The sequence below is a fragment of the Streptomyces rubellomurinus genome, from assembly GCF_000961885.1.
In the GTDB taxonomy this organism is placed as follows: domain Bacteria; phylum Actinomycetota; class Actinomycetes; order Streptomycetales; family Streptomycetaceae; genus Kitasatospora; species Kitasatospora rubellomurina.
Genome location: NZ_JZKH01000039.1, coordinates 55,869 through 72,208, shown reverse-complemented (window position 1 = coordinate 72,208; position 16,340 = coordinate 55,869). Strand labels below are relative to the sequence as shown.

Sequence of the window (16,340 nt, the reverse complement as noted above, 5' to 3'; positions counted from 1 at the left end):
GGGCCGCTCCGGCGCGGCCACCGGCCCCGGCCGCCCCCGGCGGCGGCGCCGGCTCGGCCTGCTGGCCGGCGCGGCCGCCGCGCTGGGCGCGCTCGCCTGGGGCGGGGTCCTGTGGCTCGTCCCCGGCGACACCGGCCGCGGCGCGTCCACCACCGCCGCCGCGCCCCGGCCGGACGTGGCCGCCGCGCAGAGCCCCCGGACGTCCGGTGCCGCCGGTACGGCCTACCAGGACGACCGGCTCACCGCGCAGATCCAGCAGCTGCTGACCCGCTCGGCCACCGCCCCGGGGCTGCGCCCGGCCGAGCCCGGCCGGTCCACCGCCGAGCAGCCCACCGACGGCGGCGCCGAACCCCCGGCCCAGGGCTCGCCCGCCCCGGCCCCCCACGCCGCCACCGGATCCGCCGCGACGGCCTGCCCGGCTCCCGCCGCCGGCACCCCGCTGGCCACCGACCGGGGCACCTACCAGGGCGCCCCGGTCGACGTGCTGGTCTACCCGGTGCCCGGGGACGCGGCGCACGCCGACGTCTACCTGCGCTCCGCCGACTGCGGGCCGGTCCTGCTGCACCGGACCGTCCCGGTCCGCTGACGGACCCCCGGCCGTGGGGCGGCGTGCCCATGCGATCGACGACCAGGGCGGCGCGACGCTCCCGAACTTCGGGCACCTGGTACTGATCCGCCTGGGAATGCGGGACACTGGTCAGTCGTTGTCCCGGGCGGCGGAGCAGGACCGCCCTCCCCGCAGCAAACGCGGGTCGCGATGCGAACCAGGAGATGCAGTGAGCGACGTCCGTAACGTGATCATCATCGGTTCCGGCCCGGCCGGGTACACGGCAGCGCTCTACACGGCCCGTGCCTCCCTCAAGCCGCTGGTGTTCGAGGGAGCCGTCACCGCCGGTGGCGCGCTGATGAACACCACCGAGGTGGAGAACTTCCCGGGCTTCCGGGACGGCATCATGGGCCCCGAGCTGATGGACAACATGCGGGCGCAGGCCGAGAAGTTCGGCGCCGAGCTGGTCCCGGACGACATCGTCGCCGTCGACCTCACCGGTGACGTCAAGACCGTCACCGACTCCGAGGGCAACGTGCACAGGGCCCGCGCCGTGATCGTCACCACCGGCTCGCAGCACCGCAAGCTGGACCTGCCGAACGAGGACAAGCTCTCCGGCCGCGGGGTGTCCTGGTGCGCCACCTGCGACGGCTTCTTCTTCCGCGACCAGGACATCGCGGTGGTCGGCGGCGGTGACACCGCGCTGGAGGAGGCGACCTTCCTCTCCCGCTTCGCCAAGTCCGTCACGATCATCCACCGCCGGGACGCCCTGCGCGCCTCCAAGGCGATGCAGGAGCGCGCCTTCGCCGACCCGAAGATCCGCTTCGAGTGGAACAGCGCGGTCGAGGCCATCCACGGCGACCCGAAGCTGAGCGGCGTCACCCTGCGCGACACGCAGACCGGCGAGACCCGCGAGCTCGACGTCACCGGCCTGTTCATCGCGATCGGCCACGACCCGCGCACCGAGCTGTTCAAGGGCCAGCTGGAGCTCGACGAGGAGGGCTACCTCAAGGTCGACGCCCCCTCGACCCGGACCAACATCGAGGGCGTCTTCGCCGCCGGCGACGTCGTGGACCACACCTACCGCCAGGCGATCACCGCCTCCGGCACCGGCTGCTCCGCCGCGCTGGACGCCGAGCGCTACCTCGCCGCGCTGGACGACCTGGAGGCCAAGGCCGCCGTCGTGGCGGTCTGAGCCCCAGCCCCCTCGCGCCTCCCGGGGGTGTTCCACGGGGAACACCCGGAGCACCCCCGGCACCCCTCCCCCGGCCAGGCAGAAACAGAACTCCCCCGTCCGTTGTTGTCCTGGCAGCACCCCCTCCGTCCTACCCGAGGAGTCCCCGTGGCCGGCGCCACCACCACCGTCACCGACGCGACGTTCACTGCCGATGTCCTGGAGAGCGACAAGCCCGTCCTGGTCGACTTCTGGGCCACCTGGTGCGGCCCGTGCCGCCAGGTCGCCCCGGTCCTAGAGGAGATCGCCGCCGAGCACGGCGACAAGCTGACCGTCGCGAAGCTCGACGTGGACGCGAACCAGAAGACCGCTGCCGAGTACAACGTCATCTCGATCCCGACGCTGATCCTGTACAAGGGCGGCCAGCCGGTGAAGCAGATCACCGGTGCCCGGCCGAAGGCCGCTCTGCTCCGCGAGCTGGACGGCCTGATCTAGGTCCGCCACCGCCTGCCGCACGGCGGCGGGGCTCCCCCGGTCCGAGGGGAGCCCCGCCGCCGTCGTCGTCTCCGGCCCGTTCCCGAGGCGCGTCCTCCGGGGCCCCGGAGGCTCAGAACGGCCGCAGGGCCGGTTCCTTGCGCCCGGCGCCGAGCAGCCGCTCCAGCGCCCCCTCCGCACCGCCGCGCCAGGAGAGCGTGGTCCGCGCCTCCAGCCGCAGCCGCGGGTAGCGGTGGTGCGGCCGGACGGTCTTGAAGCCCACCGCGAGCAGGTGGTCGGCCGGCAGCACGCAGCTGGTCGGCACCCGGCCCACCGAGCCGAAGGCCTCGATCGCCCGCACCCCGCGCCCCAGCAGGTCCTTGGCCACCGTCTGCACCAGCACCCGGCCCAGCCCCTGGCGCTGGTAGCCGGGCAGCACCCGACTGATCATCAGCTGAACGGCGTCCGGGGAGACCGGACTGGTCGGGAAGGACTGCGACCGGGGCACGTACGCGGGCGGCGCGTACAGCACGAACCCGGCCGGCTGGTCGTCCACGTAGACGATCCGGCCGCACGAGCCCCACTCCAGCAGCACCGCGGAGATCCACCCCTCCTTCTCCGCCTCGGGCTTGCCGGACTCCACCGCCGCCCTCCCGCTGACCGGATCCAGCTCCCAGAACACGCAGGAGCGGCAGGTCGTCGGCAGATCCGCGAGGTTGTCCAGCGTCAGCGGAACGACCCGGCGTCCCATACCCCGTGCACCTCCTCCACTTCACGGTCGAGCAGGTCGAGCATGCCCCCACCAACACCGATGGGTGCATGTTCCACGTGAAACAACCGCTCACGCGAATCATGCACCCATCGGTCACGCCCGAGGGACGGGCTCAGCCCTGCGACAGCCGCAGCCCGTCCTCGCCCGGCGCCAGGCTGTCCAGGATCCGGTTGAGGTCGTCCACCGAACCGAACTCCAGCACGACCTTGCCCTTGCCCAGCTTGCCGCCGCGCTGCGAGACCTCGACCTTGACCCGGGTGTCGAAGCGGTCCGAGAGCCGGTCGGCCAGCTCGTTGAAGGCCGGGGTGATCAGCTTGCCCGCCTTCGGCGTCTGGCGCTTCGGCTTGGCCTCCGAGCCCATCAGCTTGACGATCTCCTCGGTGGTGCGCACCGAGAGCCCCTCCGCGATGATCCGCTTCGCCAGCTCCTCCTGGCGCTCCGCGTCCGGGATGCCCGCCAGCGCCTTGGCGTGGCCGGCCGTGAGCGTCCCGGCGGCGATCCGCCGCTGCACGGTCGGCGCGAGCTTCAGCAGCCGCAGGGTGTTGGTGACGTGGGTGCGCGAGCGGCCGATCCGGTCGGCCAGCTCGTCGTGGGTGCAGGAGAAGTCGTGCAGCAGCTGCTCGTAGGCGGCCGCCTCCTCCAGCGCGTTGAGCTCCGCCCGGTGCAGGTTCTCCAGCAGGGCGTCCAGCAGCAGCTTGTCGTCCTCGGTGGCCCGGACGATCGCCGGGATCAGCGTCAGGCCGGCTTCCCGGGAGGCGCGCCAGCGGCGCTCACCCATGATCAGCTCGAAGCCGTCCGGCCCGGTCTGGCGCACCACGACCGGCTGGAGCAGGCCCACCTCCCTGATCGAGACGACCAGCTCGGCCAGCTTGTCCTCGTCGAAGACCTCGCGCGGCTGCCGCGGGTTGGGCGTGATCGAGTCCAGCGGCAGCTCGGCGAAGAAGGCACCGGCCACCGGAGCCGCCACCGGCTGATCGGCCTGCGGCTGCTCGATGGCCCGCTTGCCCGCGGCCGCCCGGGCCGCCACCGTGCCCCGGCCGCCCGGCAGCACCGGCACCGAGGCCGGCGACGTCGCTCCGGTCGCCACCACCGAGGTCGGCGCGGGCGAGGCGGCGGGACGCACCGCGCCGCCGTCAGCCGGGGCCGCGGGACCGATCAACGCCCCGAGTCCTCGTCCCAGACCCCTGCGACCACCACTCACTGCTGACCCTCCGTCGTGCCGTGCCACCGGGGCTCCGTGCCCCGAACCGCCGTCGTCCCGCTGCCGTCCCGCTGCTGACCCACCAGCGAGCCGGTCGGGCCCACCGCGCGCTGCGCGAGCTCGCGGGCCGCCTCCAGGTAGGAGAGCGCCCCGGTCGAGCCCGGGTCGTAGGTGAGCACCGTCTGGCCGTAGCTGGGTGCCTCCGAGATGCGCACCGAGCGGGGGATCGCCGTGCTCAGCACCTCGTGCTGGAAGTGGGTCCGGACCTCCTCGGCGACCTGGGCGGCCAGCCTCGTCCGGGCGTCGTACATGGTGAGCAGGATGGTCGAGACGTGCAGCGTGGGGTTGAGGTGCGCGCGCACCAGCTCGACGTTGCGCAGCAGCTGGCCGAGGCCCTCCAGCGCGTAGTACTCGCACTGGATCGGGATCAGCACCTCCTGGCCGGCGACCAGGGCGTTGACCGTCAGCAGGCCCAGCGAGGGCGGGCAGTCGATCAGGATGTAGTCCAGCGGCTGCTCGTAGGCGGCGATGGCGCGCTGCAGCCGGCTCTCCCGGGCCACCATCGAGACCAGCTCGATCTCGGCGCCGGCCAGGTCGATGGTCGCGGGGACGCAGAACAGCCCCTCCACGTCCCGGACCGGCTGGACCACGTCGGCCATCGGCTTGCCCTCGACCAGGACGTCGTAGATGGACGGCACGTCGGCGTGGTGGTCGATACCGAGGGCCGTGGAGGCGTTCCCCTGCGGGTCGAGGTCGACGACCAGCACCCGCAGGCCGTGCATCGCCAGCGAGGCGGCCATGTTCACGGTGGTGGTGGTCTTGCCCACCCCGCCCTTCTGGTTGGCGACCACCATCACCCGGGTGCTGGCGGGACGGGGGAGCCCCTCCCCCGCTCGGCCGATCGCCTGAACCGCAGCCTGGGCAGCCCGCGCGATGGGCGTGTCGTCGATCTGGTCGACGGTCTCCGAGTCCTGCATGGGCGCCAGTGTTTCACGTGGAACCGGAGCGGCGACAGTCGCAGCCCGGCCGCGGGCCAAGATTCCGGAGAGCAAGGAGCGACGTTTCACGTGGAACACCATGCCCGCTATGTCGGAAATCTGACGTTGCGACACTCCGATGACCCGGGGTCGGCCCGACCCGTCACCGGAACGACCGCGGGCGGACGCCCCTCCCGTTCAGGAGGGCCGTCCGCCCGTGGATCATGCCTGTCCCGGCGTACCGGCGTGCCGACGCCGTGGCCTCAGCGGCTGCGGCGCCGCCCGCCCCGGCCGCCGCCCGCGCCGCCCGTCCGGGGGGTGCCGGCGTTGCGCCCGGCCCGGGCCGCCTTGGCCCGCCGGGTCGCCGCCTTCACCCCGCCGGGGCTCTCCCCCGCCTTGACCTGGATCACCCGGGTGGAGGTCTCCAGGGTGCCCTCGCCGACCGAGATGACCGAGGACTCGACCGCGCCGAGCTTGGCCAGCCCGGCCCGGGAGTCCGCCAGCTCCTGCTCGGCGCTGTCACCCTTGAGCGCCAGCATCTGCCCGTGCGGGCGCAGCAGCGGCATCCCCCAGCCGGCCAGCCGGTCCAGCGGGGCCACCGCGCGGGCGGTCACCACGTCCACGGCGAGCTTGCCGATCATCTCCTCGGCGCGGCCGCGCAGCACCGTGACGTTCTCCAGCCCCAGCTCGCGGACGACCTCCTCCAGGAAGGTGGTGCGGCGCAGCAGCGGCTCCAGCAGTGTCACCTGGACGTCCGGGCGGGCCAGCGCCACCGGGATGCCGGGCAGGCCAGCGCCGGAGCCGACGTCGCACAGCGTGGTGCCGTTCGGCAGCAGCTCGGCCAGCACCGCGCAGTTGAGCACGTGGCGGTCCCACAGCCGGGGCACCTCGCGGGGCCCGATCAGTCCGCGCTGCACCCCGGCGGTGGCCAGCAGCTCGGTGTAGCGGACGGCGGCGTCGAAGCGGTCGCCGAACACCTCCCGGGCGGCGGCCGGGGCCTCGGCCAGCACGTCCAGCTCGGGCTCCACGATGGTCCGCTCCTCGGCGGCCCGGTTCACGTCAGCCGCCCCCGACCGGCCGGCAGCCGCGTTGTCCGTGTCCATCTCGACCTCTCCGATCCCCGGATCGCCACCGACCCGCTCATCGCACTGTTTCACGTGGAACATCTCCCGCCGAACGCCGTGCCCCGCGAAGGGACGACGACCCCGCCCGCACGAGGCGGACGGGGTCGCGTCCGGTGAAGCCCATCGGCCGCCGAGGCGACCGAGTGTCGAGCTGCCCGGCTCAGACCGGCAGCACGACCACGCACCGCTGGGGCTCTTCGCCCTCGGACTCACTGCGCAGACCGGCGGCCGCGACCGCGTCGTGGACGACCTTGCGCTCGAAGGGCGTCATCGGCCGCAGCTTGACCTGCTCGCCGGAGCTCTTCGCCTGCTCCGCCGCCTTGGCGCCGAGCGTGGCCAGCTCGGTGCGCTTGCGGGCCCGGAAGCCGGCGATGTCCAGCATGAGGCGGCTGCGCTCGCCGGTCTCCCGGTGCACGGCCAACCGGGTCAGCTCCTGCAGGGCCTCCAGCACCTCGCCGTCCTGGCCGACCAGGCGCTGCAGCGCGCGGTCGTTGCCGTCGCTGACGATGGACACCAGGGCGCGGTCACCCTCGACGTCCATGTCGATGTCACCGTCGAGGTCCGCGATGTCGAGCAGACCCTCCAGGTAGTCCGCCGCGATGTCGCCCTCCTGCTCCAGACGCGCGACGAGGCTCTCGTCGGCGCCGGCGGCGGCCTCGGTCTCGACGGCGGAGGTGGTGCCTTCCGTCACTGATGGACTCCTTCGGAGTTGGGCCCAGTCTGGTGGGCCGGGAACGAAGCTCTGCGCGCTGTCACGACAGGTCCGGGACCGGTCAGGACTTCTTCTTCGGCCGCTGGCCGCCGCGCTTGGGCTGCTGCCTGGTGCCCTGCTTGGGGCCGCCGGCCTTGGCCGCGGTCTGCTTGGCGGCCGGCTCGGCACCGGACTCGGCCGGGACGGCGTCCTCGGCGGGCTCCGCCGGGGCCTCCTCGGTCACCTGCGCGGCACCGCCCTGCTGGCGCTGGGCCTTGGTCTGCCGGCGGGGCTGCTGGCGGCTCGCCCGGACCGACTCCTCGACGACCGCGGCGGCGGAGGCCGCCTCCTCGATGGCCGCCTTGGACGGGGGCAGCATGCCCCAGAGCGCGCCCTTGATCTCCGTACCGTCCGGACGCAGCCGGCCGGCCTTCTTCAGCCGCTCCTGGCGGTGCTGGAAGGCCTTGCTGCCCGGGGTCGGGTTGTTGTGGATGACGACCAGCTGCTGGCCCATCGACCAGACGTTGGTGGTCAGCCAGTAGACCAGGACACCGACCGGGAAGTTGATGCCCATGACGGCGAACATGACCGGGAAGACGTACATCAGCATCTTCTGCTGCTGCATGAACGGCGTCTTGACCGTGAGGTCGACGTTCTTGGTCATCAGCTGGCGCTGGGTGATGAACTGCGACAGCGACATCAGGATGATCATCACCGCGGTGACGATCTTGACGCTGGTCTCGCCGCTGCTGACGAAGGTCGCGGAGAGCGGGGCACCGAAGATGTGCGCCTTGCCGGCGCTCAGCAGCAGGTCGCCGTGGATGACGCCGATGTCGTGACCCTTGGCGACCTTGGCCAGCACGCCGTAGAGGGCGGTGAAGAACGGGGCCTGCACGAGGATGGGAAGGCAGCTGGAGAACGGGTTGGTACCCGCCTCCTTGTACAGCTTCATCATCTCTTCGGACTGGCGCTGCCGGTCGTTCTTGTAGCGCTCCTGGATGGCCTTCATCTTCGGCTGGATCGCCTGCATGGCCCGGGTCGCCTTGATCTGCTTCACGAAGAGCGGGATCAGGCAGATCCGGATGACGACGACCATCGAGGCGATGGACAGGCCCCAGGCCCAGCCACCGTCCGGATCGAACCTAAAGACGTTGCTGTACAGCGAGTGGAACTGGACGATGATCCAGGACACCGCCGTGTAGAGGGGACTCAGAAAACCGAAGGTCACCGGTCAGACTCCTTGGCATCGGGCTTCGCCACCGGCTCCGGCTCGGCGGTCCCGCTCTTGGGGCTCAGCAGATCGCGCAGCCGGCGGTGCCACACCGGGTGCTTGCGCGGCGGTACGTGGTCCACCCCGCCAGGCGACCAGGGGTTGCAGCGCAGGATGCGCCACACGGTCAGCCCGCCGCCCTTGACCGCCCCGTGCACCTTCACGGCCTCGTAGCCGTAGTGCGAGCAGGAGGGGTAGTAGCGGCAGACCGGACCGAGCAGTGGGCTGATCGTCCACTGGTAGACCCTGATCAGACCCATCAGCAGGTACTTCATCGCCCTGCTCCCGTCGGCGCCGCGGCGGTGGGCTCCGCCCTCAGCAGCCGCTTGAGCGCCGCGTCCAGATCCCGTTCGAGGTCCTGGTACGAGGCGGACGCGGCCGGGGGCAGCGCGCGCACCACTATCAGGCTACCGGCGGGCAGCCTGGACAGACGATCACGGATGAGATGGCGCAACCGGCGCTTGACCAGGTTGCGAACGACCGCCGGGCCGACGGCCTTGCTCACGACGAAACCCGCACGCGCCGAAGGAGTCCCCTCGGCGACGTGCGGGCGGGAGTCGCTGGTCCGGTCGGTCGGCCCGGACTGGACGTCCTCTCTGCTGAGATGGACGACCAGCAGGGGCCGGCCGGCCCGGCGACCGCGTTTCACCGCGGTCGCGAAGTCCTGGCGCCGCCGCAGCCGATTCTCGGAGGGCAGCACAACAGACCCTTGGCGTGGATCAGGCGGACAGGCTGGCGCGGCCCTTGCCACGGCGGGCGGCCAGGATGGCGCGGCCGGCGCGGGTACGCATACGCAGCCGGAAGCCGTGGGTCTTCGCGCGACGACGGTTGTTCGGCTGGAAGGTGCGCTTGCTCACTCGGGGGCTCCTGAGGTGAATCGTAGGATGACGGGGAGTCGCTTGGCCGTCACCGTGCGTCCGCGTGATCTCCCCATGTTTCGGAAATCCGGCCCATCGCCCCAGTTCGGCTGGGGTTTCAGGCAATCCACGGCGCCCGTGCTGCGCGCCTTATGGAGCGGGTGGACCCGCGGACATGCGGCAGCGGCCATCGACAACTCGACCTGGTTACGGTACGCGGGACGGGGTCCGAGGGTCAAACCGGACCTCCCCGCCCCGGGTTGCCCACAGCCTGTGGACAACGACTTGATCCGGCTCTGTTCGCTGACTACCGTTGCAGGACTTGTCTGGTTTGTTCATCGGAAAGCGTGCACCAGTGGCTGATGTCAACAGCGACCTCGTCCCGGTCTGGGCGAGGGTCGTCGAGCGGCTGGTCAACGACCCGGACGTCGGGGAGATGGACAAGCAGTGGGTGCAGCGCACCCAGCCGATGTGGATGATGCACGACACCGCCCTGCTGGCGACCCCCAACGAGCGGGCCAAGCAGGTGCTGGAGGGCCGGCTGCTGCCGCAGCTCACCGAGGCCCTCAGCCGCGAGCTGAGCCGCCCGGTGCGGATCGCCGTGATGGTCGACGCCAACGCCGTGCCCAGCACCCCCGCGCCCGCGCCGCAGCCGCCCGTCGAGCCGTACCCCGGCCCGGCCGAGGAGGGCACCGGCGGCTACGGCGGCCAGGGCTACCAGCAGCCCTACGAGCCGGACTACGAGCAGCCGCAGGACTACGAGCGCCCCCGCTACGACACCGGCGGCTACGAGCAGCGCCCGGCGCCGTACGGCGGCCAGCCGGGCCCGCAGTCCTGGCCCGGCTACCAGGAGCAGCAGGCGCCGTACCGCGACCACGAGGAGGCCGCGCCCCGCCAGGCGCCGCGGCCCGTCCCCAGCCCGCCCTCGACCACCCAGGGCGACCTGTTCGGCGGCGCCTACGGCCCAGGCCCGAACGAGCAGCCCCGCGCCGGCGCCGGCCGCCGCTCCCCCGGCTCCCGTCCGACCGGCGGCCGCCCGGCCGAGAAGGCTCCCGCCGAGCGCGCCCCCGAGCGCCCCGGCGTCCCCGGCGTGCCCGCCCCGCCCGGCGCTCCCCCGGCCGGCGGCTCGCGCAAGGACGAGCCGGCCGCCCGGCTGAACCCGAAGTACCTCTTCGACACTTTCGTCATCGGCGCCAGCAACCGCTTCGCGCACGCGGCGGCGGTCGCCGTCGCCGAGGCGCCGGCCAAGGCGTACAACCCGCTCTTCATCTACGGCGAGTCCGGGCTGGGCAAGACCCACCTGCTGCACGCCATCGGGCACTACTCGCGCAGCCTCTTCCCGGGCACCCGGGTGCGCTACGTGTCCTCGGAGGAGTTCACCAACGAGTTCATCAACTCGATCCGGGACGGCAAGGCGGACACCTTCCGCCGCCGCTACCGGGACATGGACATCCTGCTCGTGGACGACGTCCAGTTCCTGGCGAGCAAGGAGTCCACCCAGGAGGAGTTCTTCCACACCTTCAACACCCTGCACAACGCGAACAAGCAGATCGTGCTCTCCTCGGACCGGCCGCCCAAGCTGCTGACCACGCTGGAGGACCGGCTGCGCAACCGCTTCGAGTGGGGGCTGATCACCGACGTCACCCCGCCGGAGCTGGAGACCCGGATCGCGATCCTGCGCAAGAAGGCGATCCAGGAGCAACTCAACGCCCCCGCCGACGTGTTGGAGTTCATCGCGTCCCGGATCACCCGCAACATCCGGGAGTTGGAGGGCGCGCTGATCCGGGTCACCGCCTTCGCGAACCTCAACCGGGCGCCGGTGGACCTGGAGTTGGCCGGGATCGTCCTCAAGGACCTGATCCCGGGCGGGGACGAGGACGCCGGCCCGGAGATCACCGCGCAGGTCATCATGCAGCAGACCGCCGCGTACTTCGGCCTGGGCGTCGACGACCTGTGCGGATCGTCGCGCAGCCGCGTGCTGGTGACGGCGCGTCAGATCGCGATGTACCTGTGCCGGGAGCTGACCGACCTGTCGCTGCCGAAGATCGGCGCGCAGTTCGGCGGCCGCGACCACACCACGGTGATGCACGCGGACCGCAAGATCCGCTCGCTGATGGCCGAGCGGCGCTCGATCTACAACCAGGTCACCGAACTCACCAACCGCATCAAGAGCTAGCGGCGGGGCCCGGCAGGGCCGCGGGCAGCGCCACGCAAGGGCGTCAGGAGCGATCCTGACGCCCTTTTCGCGCATTCCCAGGTGTGCGCGGCGCGTCGGCCGGGCAGAGATGCCTCGACGGACCGGCCACCGATCCACAGCCCGCGCCGAACAACTGACCGGTGATTCGAAAACCCGGGGAGCGCGAGGCCGTTGTCCACAGGAACGGGGCCTTCCACACCGTCCACAGGCCGGGGCTCCCGGAGTTATCCAGAATTCGTCCACAGCTCGGCCACCGCTACGCTCTTCCGCGCAGGTCAGGTGCCTGTGGACTTGTGCACAACGGTTATCCACAGGGTGTGGACAACTGACGGGCTGCCAGTAGGCCGTCCGGGTTATCCACCGCTTGTCCCCAGGATGAGGGCGGTTATCCCCAGCTTGTCCACAGCGGCGTCCACAGTTCGACAACCTTGGGGCCCTGTTCATACCCTGGTGTGAAAGGCGTCACGAAAAATTGACCGGCCGCCGTGGATAACCCGGCCCGGATCTGGGGACAGTCCTGGGGATAACCTGTGGATACCGAGCGTGGGCTGTGGGTAACGCTCCGCCGTCCACAGCACGGGCTGTCCGTCCACAGCCGCCGTCCACAGCCGATGTGGACAAAATTCGGGCGCTGACCTGCGGAAACGGGGTTATCCACGGTTTCCACAGGCCCTACTACTACCGCTACACAGATAGAGCTCGGAACTGCTTTCCAAGTGGGTGGGCCCGAAATCTGTGGACAACCGCGCCCCGACACTTGTTCGGCTTGCTTCCGCCCGTCTGCCCCGTCTGTCGGTGGAGTACGTCAGACTGTCCTCTGCGGACTGGAAGCGGAGTGGCATCGCTCGGCGGACAGGCGATCCGACGATCAAGATCAGACGAACCAGAGTGCGAGCGGGAGCGCTCGATCCAGGAGGCGGTTACCGGTGAAGTTCCGGGTGGAGCGTGACGTCCTCGCGGAGGCGGTGGCCTGGGCTGCCCGCAGCCTCCCGGCACGGCCGCCGGTGCCGGTGCTGGCCGGCCTGCTGCTGACGGCCCAGGACGGCAGCCTGGCGCTGTCCGGCTTCGACTACGAGGTCTCGGCCCGGGTCGAGCTGGAGGCGGACATCGAGGAGGCCGGCACCGTCCTGGTCTCCGGCCGCCTGCTGAACGACATCTCCCGCAACCTCCCCAACCGGCCGGTGGAGATCTCCACCGATGGCCAGCGGGTCAGCGTGGTCTGCGGCAGCTCCCGGTTCACCCTCCCCACCCTCCCGGTGGACGAGTACCCGGCGCTGCCCCAGATGCCGACCGCCACCGGCACCGTCTCCGGCGACGTCTTCGCCTCCGCGGTCAGCCAGGCCGCCGTGGCCGCCGGCCGGGACGACACCCTGCCGGTGCTCACCGGCGTCCGGGTCGAGATCGAGGGCGACCGGATCACCCTGGCCGCCACCGACCGGTACCGCTTCGCCGTCCGCGAGCTGCTGTGGAAGCCCGAGCAGTCGGACATCTCCGCGGTCGCCCTGGTGCCCGCCAAGACCCTGCAGGACATCGCCAAGTCCCTGGGCAGCGGCGACAACGTCTCCATCGCGCTCTCCTCGGGCGGCGCGGGCGAGGGCCTGATCGGCTTCGAGGGCGCCGGCCGCCGGACCACCACCCGGCTGCTGGAGGGCGAGTTCCCCAAGTTCCGCAGCCTCTTCCCGACCGAGTTCAGCGCGGTCGCCGCGATCCAGACCCAGCCCTTCCTGGAGGCGCTCAAGCGCGTCTCGCTGGTCGCCGAGCGCAACACCCCGGTCCGGCTCAGCTTCGAGCAGGGCGTGCTGACCCTGGAGGCCGGCTCGGGCGACGACGCCCAGGCCACCGAGCGGGTCGAGGCGGACCTGGAGGGCGACGACATCTCGATCGCCTTCAACCCGGGCTACCTGGAGGAGGGCCTCAAGGCCATCGACTCCGCCTACGCCCAGCTGAGCTTCACCACGCCGACCAAGCCGGCCCTGCTCAGCGGCAAGGCCGCGGTGGACGCCGAGGAGGACAAGGCGTACCAGTACCTGATCATGCCGGTCCGCCTCTCCGGCTGATGCTCGGGGCCGGCTGATCCCGGTCCCCGGCGTGATCCACAGGCTGTGCACACCCGCTGTGCACAGCCTGTGGACGTCTCCCCCGGTCGGCCCGGCTGCGCAGAGCCCGTCCCGGCCGGAAGCGTAGGCTCGGGGCGTGCGGCAACGGCGCCGCCGGCAGGCACGTCACCACAGGTAAGGACTTGGTCATGGAGCTCGGCCTCATCGGTCTCGGCAAGATGGGCGGCAACATGCGCGAGCGGATCCGCCGCGCCGGCCACACCGTCATCGGCTACGACCGCAACCCCGACGTCTCCGACGTCGAGAGCCTGCAGGAACTCGTCACCAAGCTCCAGGGCCCGCGCGTGGTCTGGGTGATGGTTCCGGCCGGCGCCGCCACCCAGGCGACCGTCGACGAACTCGCCGAGCTGCTCTCCCCCGGCGACGTGGTGGTCGACGGCGGCAACTCCCGCTGGACCGACGACATCAAGCACGCCGAGGCGCTGGCCGCCAAGGGCATCGGCTTCGTCGACTGCGGCGTCTCCGGCGGCGTCTGGGGCCTGGAGAACGGCTACGCCCTCATGTACGGCGGCGACGCCGAGCACGTCGCCAAGGTCCAGCCGATCTTCCAGGCGCTCAAGCCCGAGGGCGAGTTCGGCAACGTGCACGCCGGCAAGGTCGGCGCCGGCCACTTCGCCAAGATGGTCCACAACGGCATCGAGTACGCGATGATGCAGGCCTTCGCCGAGGGCTGGGAGCTGCTGGAGGCCGCGCCCGAGGTCACCGACGTGCGCGAGGTCTTCCGCAGCTGGCAGGAGGGCACGGTCATCCGCTCCTGGCTGCTGGACCTCGCCGTCCGCGCCCTGGACGACGACGAGCACCTGGCCAAGCTGCGCGGCTGGGCCGCCGACTCCGGCGAGGGCCGCTGGACCGTCGAGGCCGCGATCGACCACGCCGTGCCGCTGCCGGCGATCACCGCCTCGCTGTTCGCCCGGTTCGCCTCCCGCCAGGACGACTCGCCGCAGATGAAGATGATCGCCGCGCTGCGCAACCAGTTCGGCGGCCACGCGGTCGAGTCGAAGTAATCCCCACCGGGCTCCACAGCCCTGTTGATAGAAGGCGAGCGCAGTCCACAGCCATGCACGTCGCGCATCTGTCGCTCGCCGACTTCCGGTCGTACGCCCGGGCCGAGGTTCCCCTCGACCCGGGCGTGACGGCCTTCGTCGGGCCCAACGGCCAGGGCAAGACCAATCTCGTCGAGGCGATCGGCTACGTCGCCACCCTGGGCAGCCACCGGGTCGCCACCGACGCCCCGCTGATCCGGCTGGGCGCCGAGCGGGCCGTGATCCGCACCTCGGTGGTGGACCGCGGCCGCGCCACCCTGGTCGAGCTGGAGCTCACCGCGGGCAAGGCCAACCGGGCCCGGATCAACCGCTCCGACAACGTCCGCCCGCGCGACGTGCTGGGCCTGCTGCGCACCGTGCTGTTCGCCCCCGAGGACCTCACCCTGGTCAAGGGCGATCCGGGCGAGCGCCGCCGCTTCCTGGACGAGCTGCTGACCGCCCGGGCGCCCCGGCTGGCCGGTGTCCGGCAGGACTACGAGCGGGTGCTCAAGCAGCGCAACGCCCTGCTGAAGACCGCCGCGATGGCCCGCCGGGCGGGCGGCGGCAAGGGCGCCGACCTGTCCACCCTGGAGGTCTGGGACGGCCACCTGGCGCGCGCCGGAGCCGAGTTGACGGCCTTCCGGATCCAGCTGGTGGCCGCCCTGCAGCCGCTGGTGTCGGCCGCGTACGGGCAGCTGGCCCCCGGTGGCGGCGAGACCACCCTGGAGTACCGCAGCTCCTTCGAGGGCGCCGAGCTGCCGACCAGTCGCGAGCAGGCCGAGGAGCAGCTGCTCGACGCCCTGCGGTCCGCCCGCAAGCAGGAGGTCGAGCGCGGCCTCACCCTGGTCGGCCCGCACCGCGACGAGCTGGTGCTCAAGCTCGGCCCGCTGCCCGCCAAGGGCTACGCCAGCCACGGCGAGTCGTGGTCGTTCGCGCTGGCGCTGCGGCTGGCCTCGTACGAGCTGCTGCGCGCGGACGGCGGCGAGCCGGTGCTGATCCTGGACGACGTGTTCGCCGAGCTGGACGCCGCCCGCCGAGACCGGCTGGCCGAGCTGGTCGCGGACGGCGAGCAGGTGCTGGTGACCGCCGCCGTCGCCGAGGACGTGCCCAAGGCGCTGGCCGGCGCCCGGTTCGCGGTCGCGGACGGCGCCGTCCGCCGCATCGACGCCTGAGCCGGCCCCCGGCTCCCGGCCCCCCCGGCCCCCGGCTCCCCCACTCGCCCCTCCCCCGCAGTCCCGCCGCCGGGCGCACCCGGCGGCCCGTCGCGCGTGCGCTCCCGTACGCTGGATCGCTCAGCGTTGTCCACAGGCTGGGGAAAGGAGATCGCCGTGAGCGAGCCGGCGGAGACCTCTCCCGGACCAACTCCCGGACCAGCTCCCGAGCCGACCGGCGCCGACCTCGCCCGCTCGGCGCTGCGCGCGGCCCGCGCCCAGGCCAAGCAGCGCGGCGAGCAGGTCCAGCAGAAGCGCGAGGCGAAGCGGTACGGCCTGCGCAGCGGCGCCCGCTCGGACGGCCGCGACCCCGTCCCGCTGGGCGCGGCGCTGAACCGGCTGCTGACCGAGCGCGGCTGGGAGTCCTCGGCGGCGGTCGGCGGGGTGATGGGCCGCTGGCCGCAGATCGTCGGCCCGGACATCGCGGCGCACTGCCACCCCTCCTCCTACGACGATGCCGCCGCGGTGCTCACCGTGCAGTGCGACTCCACCGCCTGGGCCACCCAACTGCGCTGGCTGGCGCGGCAGTTGGTGGCGCGTCTGAACCACGAGCTGGGCCACGGCACGGTCCGGACCATCAAGGTGCTCGGCCCGGCCGCGCCCGTCCGCGGCTACGGCCGGCTGCGTGCGCCGGGGAGCAAGGGGCCCGGCGACACCTGGGGCTGACCGGCGCCGGCCGCGTTCGGAACGGATGCGGATCTTCCGG

Annotated in this window: 16 protein-coding genes and 1 pseudogene; 8 read left to right on the top strand and 9 right to left on the bottom strand. The window is 72.1% G+C overall.

Annotated features, from left to right (window positions below):
* From VM95_RS19995 to trxA, 3 genes and pseudogenes are all read left to right on the top strand, one after another.
* Window positions 1-586, top strand: a pseudogene (locus tag VM95_RS19995) (hypothetical protein); the annotation flags it as partial.
* Between the two features lie 190 nt (window positions 587-776).
* Window positions 777-1,742, top strand: a complete 966-nt coding sequence (gene trxB, locus VM95_RS19990) for a thioredoxin-disulfide reductase (RefSeq protein ID WP_045698702.1) — start codon at window positions 777-779, stop codon at window positions 1,740-1,742.
* Between the two features lie 147 nt (window positions 1,743-1,889).
* On the top strand, window positions 1,890-2,216 hold the full coding sequence (gene trxA / locus VM95_RS19985; protein WP_045698700.1) for a thioredoxin: 327 nt from the start codon (window positions 1,890-1,892) through the stop codon (window positions 2,214-2,216).
* A 112-nt stretch (window positions 2,217-2,328) separates the two neighbouring features.
* On the opposite strand, the gene VM95_RS19980 is transcribed toward trxA, so the two are convergent.
* The 9 genes from VM95_RS19980 to rpmH all read right to left on the bottom strand — a co-directional run bounded on the left by VM95_RS19980 (window position 2,329) and on the right by rpmH (window position 9,087).
* Complete coding sequence (locus tag VM95_RS19980) at window positions 2,329-2,946, bottom strand: GNAT family N-acetyltransferase (protein ID WP_045698698.1); 618 nt, start codon at window positions 2,944-2,946, stop codon at window positions 2,329-2,331.
* A 133-nt stretch (window positions 2,947-3,079) separates the two neighbouring features.
* On the bottom strand, window positions 3,080-4,168 hold the full coding sequence (locus VM95_RS19975) for a ParB/RepB/Spo0J family partition protein (RefSeq protein ID WP_045698695.1): 1,089 nt from the start codon (window positions 4,166-4,168) through the stop codon (window positions 3,080-3,082).
* Window positions 4,165-5,247, bottom strand: a complete 1,083-nt coding sequence (locus tag VM95_RS19970; RefSeq protein ID WP_078860206.1) for a ParA family protein — start codon at window positions 5,245-5,247, stop codon at window positions 4,165-4,167. The genes VM95_RS19975 and VM95_RS19970 overlap by 4 nt, the downstream gene beginning before the upstream one ends.
* 161 nt (window positions 5,248-5,408) lie before the next feature.
* Complete coding sequence (gene rsmG, locus VM95_RS19965; RefSeq protein ID WP_078860203.1) at window positions 5,409-6,248, bottom strand: 16S rRNA (guanine(527)-N(7))-methyltransferase RsmG; 840 nt, start codon at window positions 6,246-6,248, stop codon at window positions 5,409-5,411.
* Between the two features lie 181 nt (window positions 6,249-6,429).
* Complete coding sequence (locus tag VM95_RS19960) at window positions 6,430-6,960, bottom strand: Jag family protein (RefSeq protein ID WP_045698693.1); 531 nt, start codon at window positions 6,958-6,960, stop codon at window positions 6,430-6,432.
* An 82-nt stretch (window positions 6,961-7,042) separates the two neighbouring features.
* On the bottom strand, window positions 7,043-8,188 hold the full coding sequence (yidC, locus tag VM95_RS19955; RefSeq protein ID WP_045698691.1) for a membrane protein insertase YidC: 1,146 nt from the start codon (window positions 8,186-8,188) through the stop codon (window positions 7,043-7,045).
* Window positions 8,185-8,505 (bottom strand): membrane protein insertion efficiency factor YidD, encoded by a 321-nt coding sequence (gene yidD / locus VM95_RS19950; protein ID WP_045698688.1) that lies wholly within the window; start codon window positions 8,503-8,505, stop codon window positions 8,185-8,187. The genes yidC and yidD overlap by 4 nt, the downstream gene beginning before the upstream one ends.
* Window positions 8,502-8,930, bottom strand: coding sequence for a ribonuclease P protein component (gene rnpA, locus VM95_RS19945; RefSeq protein WP_045698687.1), 429 nt, complete (start codon window positions 8,928-8,930; stop codon window positions 8,502-8,504). Before rnpA ends, yidD begins: the two co-directional genes overlap by 4 nt.
* Window positions 8,931-8,949: 19 nt before the next feature.
* Complete coding sequence (gene rpmH / locus VM95_RS19940; RefSeq protein WP_030059672.1) at window positions 8,950-9,087, bottom strand: 50S ribosomal protein L34; 138 nt, start codon at window positions 9,085-9,087, stop codon at window positions 8,950-8,952.
* Between the two features lie 355 nt (window positions 9,088-9,442).
* Here rpmH and dnaA point away from each other — a divergent pair, with 355 nt between their 5' ends.
* The 5 genes from dnaA to VM95_RS19915 all read left to right on the top strand — a co-directional run bounded on the left by dnaA (window position 9,443) and on the right by VM95_RS19915 (window position 16,300).
* Window positions 9,443-11,263, top strand: coding sequence for a chromosomal replication initiator protein DnaA (gene dnaA, locus VM95_RS19935; protein ID WP_045698685.1), 1,821 nt, complete (start codon window positions 9,443-9,445; stop codon window positions 11,261-11,263).
* Between the two features lie 947 nt (window positions 11,264-12,210).
* Window positions 12,211-13,341 carry a DNA polymerase III subunit beta gene (dnaN, locus tag VM95_RS19930; RefSeq protein ID WP_045698683.1) on the top strand — a complete coding sequence of 377 codons (1,131 nt, stop codon included), beginning with the start codon at window positions 12,211-12,213 and terminating at the stop codon, window positions 13,339-13,341.
* 188 nt (window positions 13,342-13,529) lie between these two features.
* The gene (gnd, locus tag VM95_RS19925) at window positions 13,530-14,405 is read left to right on the top strand and encodes a phosphogluconate dehydrogenase (NAD(+)-dependent, decarboxylating) (RefSeq protein ID WP_045698681.1); all 876 of its coding nucleotides are present in this window, start codon (window positions 13,530-13,532) and stop codon (window positions 14,403-14,405) included.
* A 53-nt stretch (window positions 14,406-14,458) separates the two neighbouring features.
* A complete protein-coding gene (gene recF / locus VM95_RS19920; protein WP_045698679.1) occupies window positions 14,459-15,595 on the top strand; it encodes a DNA replication/repair protein RecF in 1,137 nt (378 codons plus the stop codon).
* A gap of 156 nt (window positions 15,596-15,751) precedes the next feature.
* Window positions 15,752-16,300: a DciA family protein gene (locus tag VM95_RS19915; RefSeq protein WP_045698677.1), complete on the top strand. Its 549-nt coding sequence runs from the start codon at window positions 15,752-15,754 to the stop codon at window positions 16,298-16,300.
* Window positions 16,301-16,340: the final 40 nt, after the last annotated feature.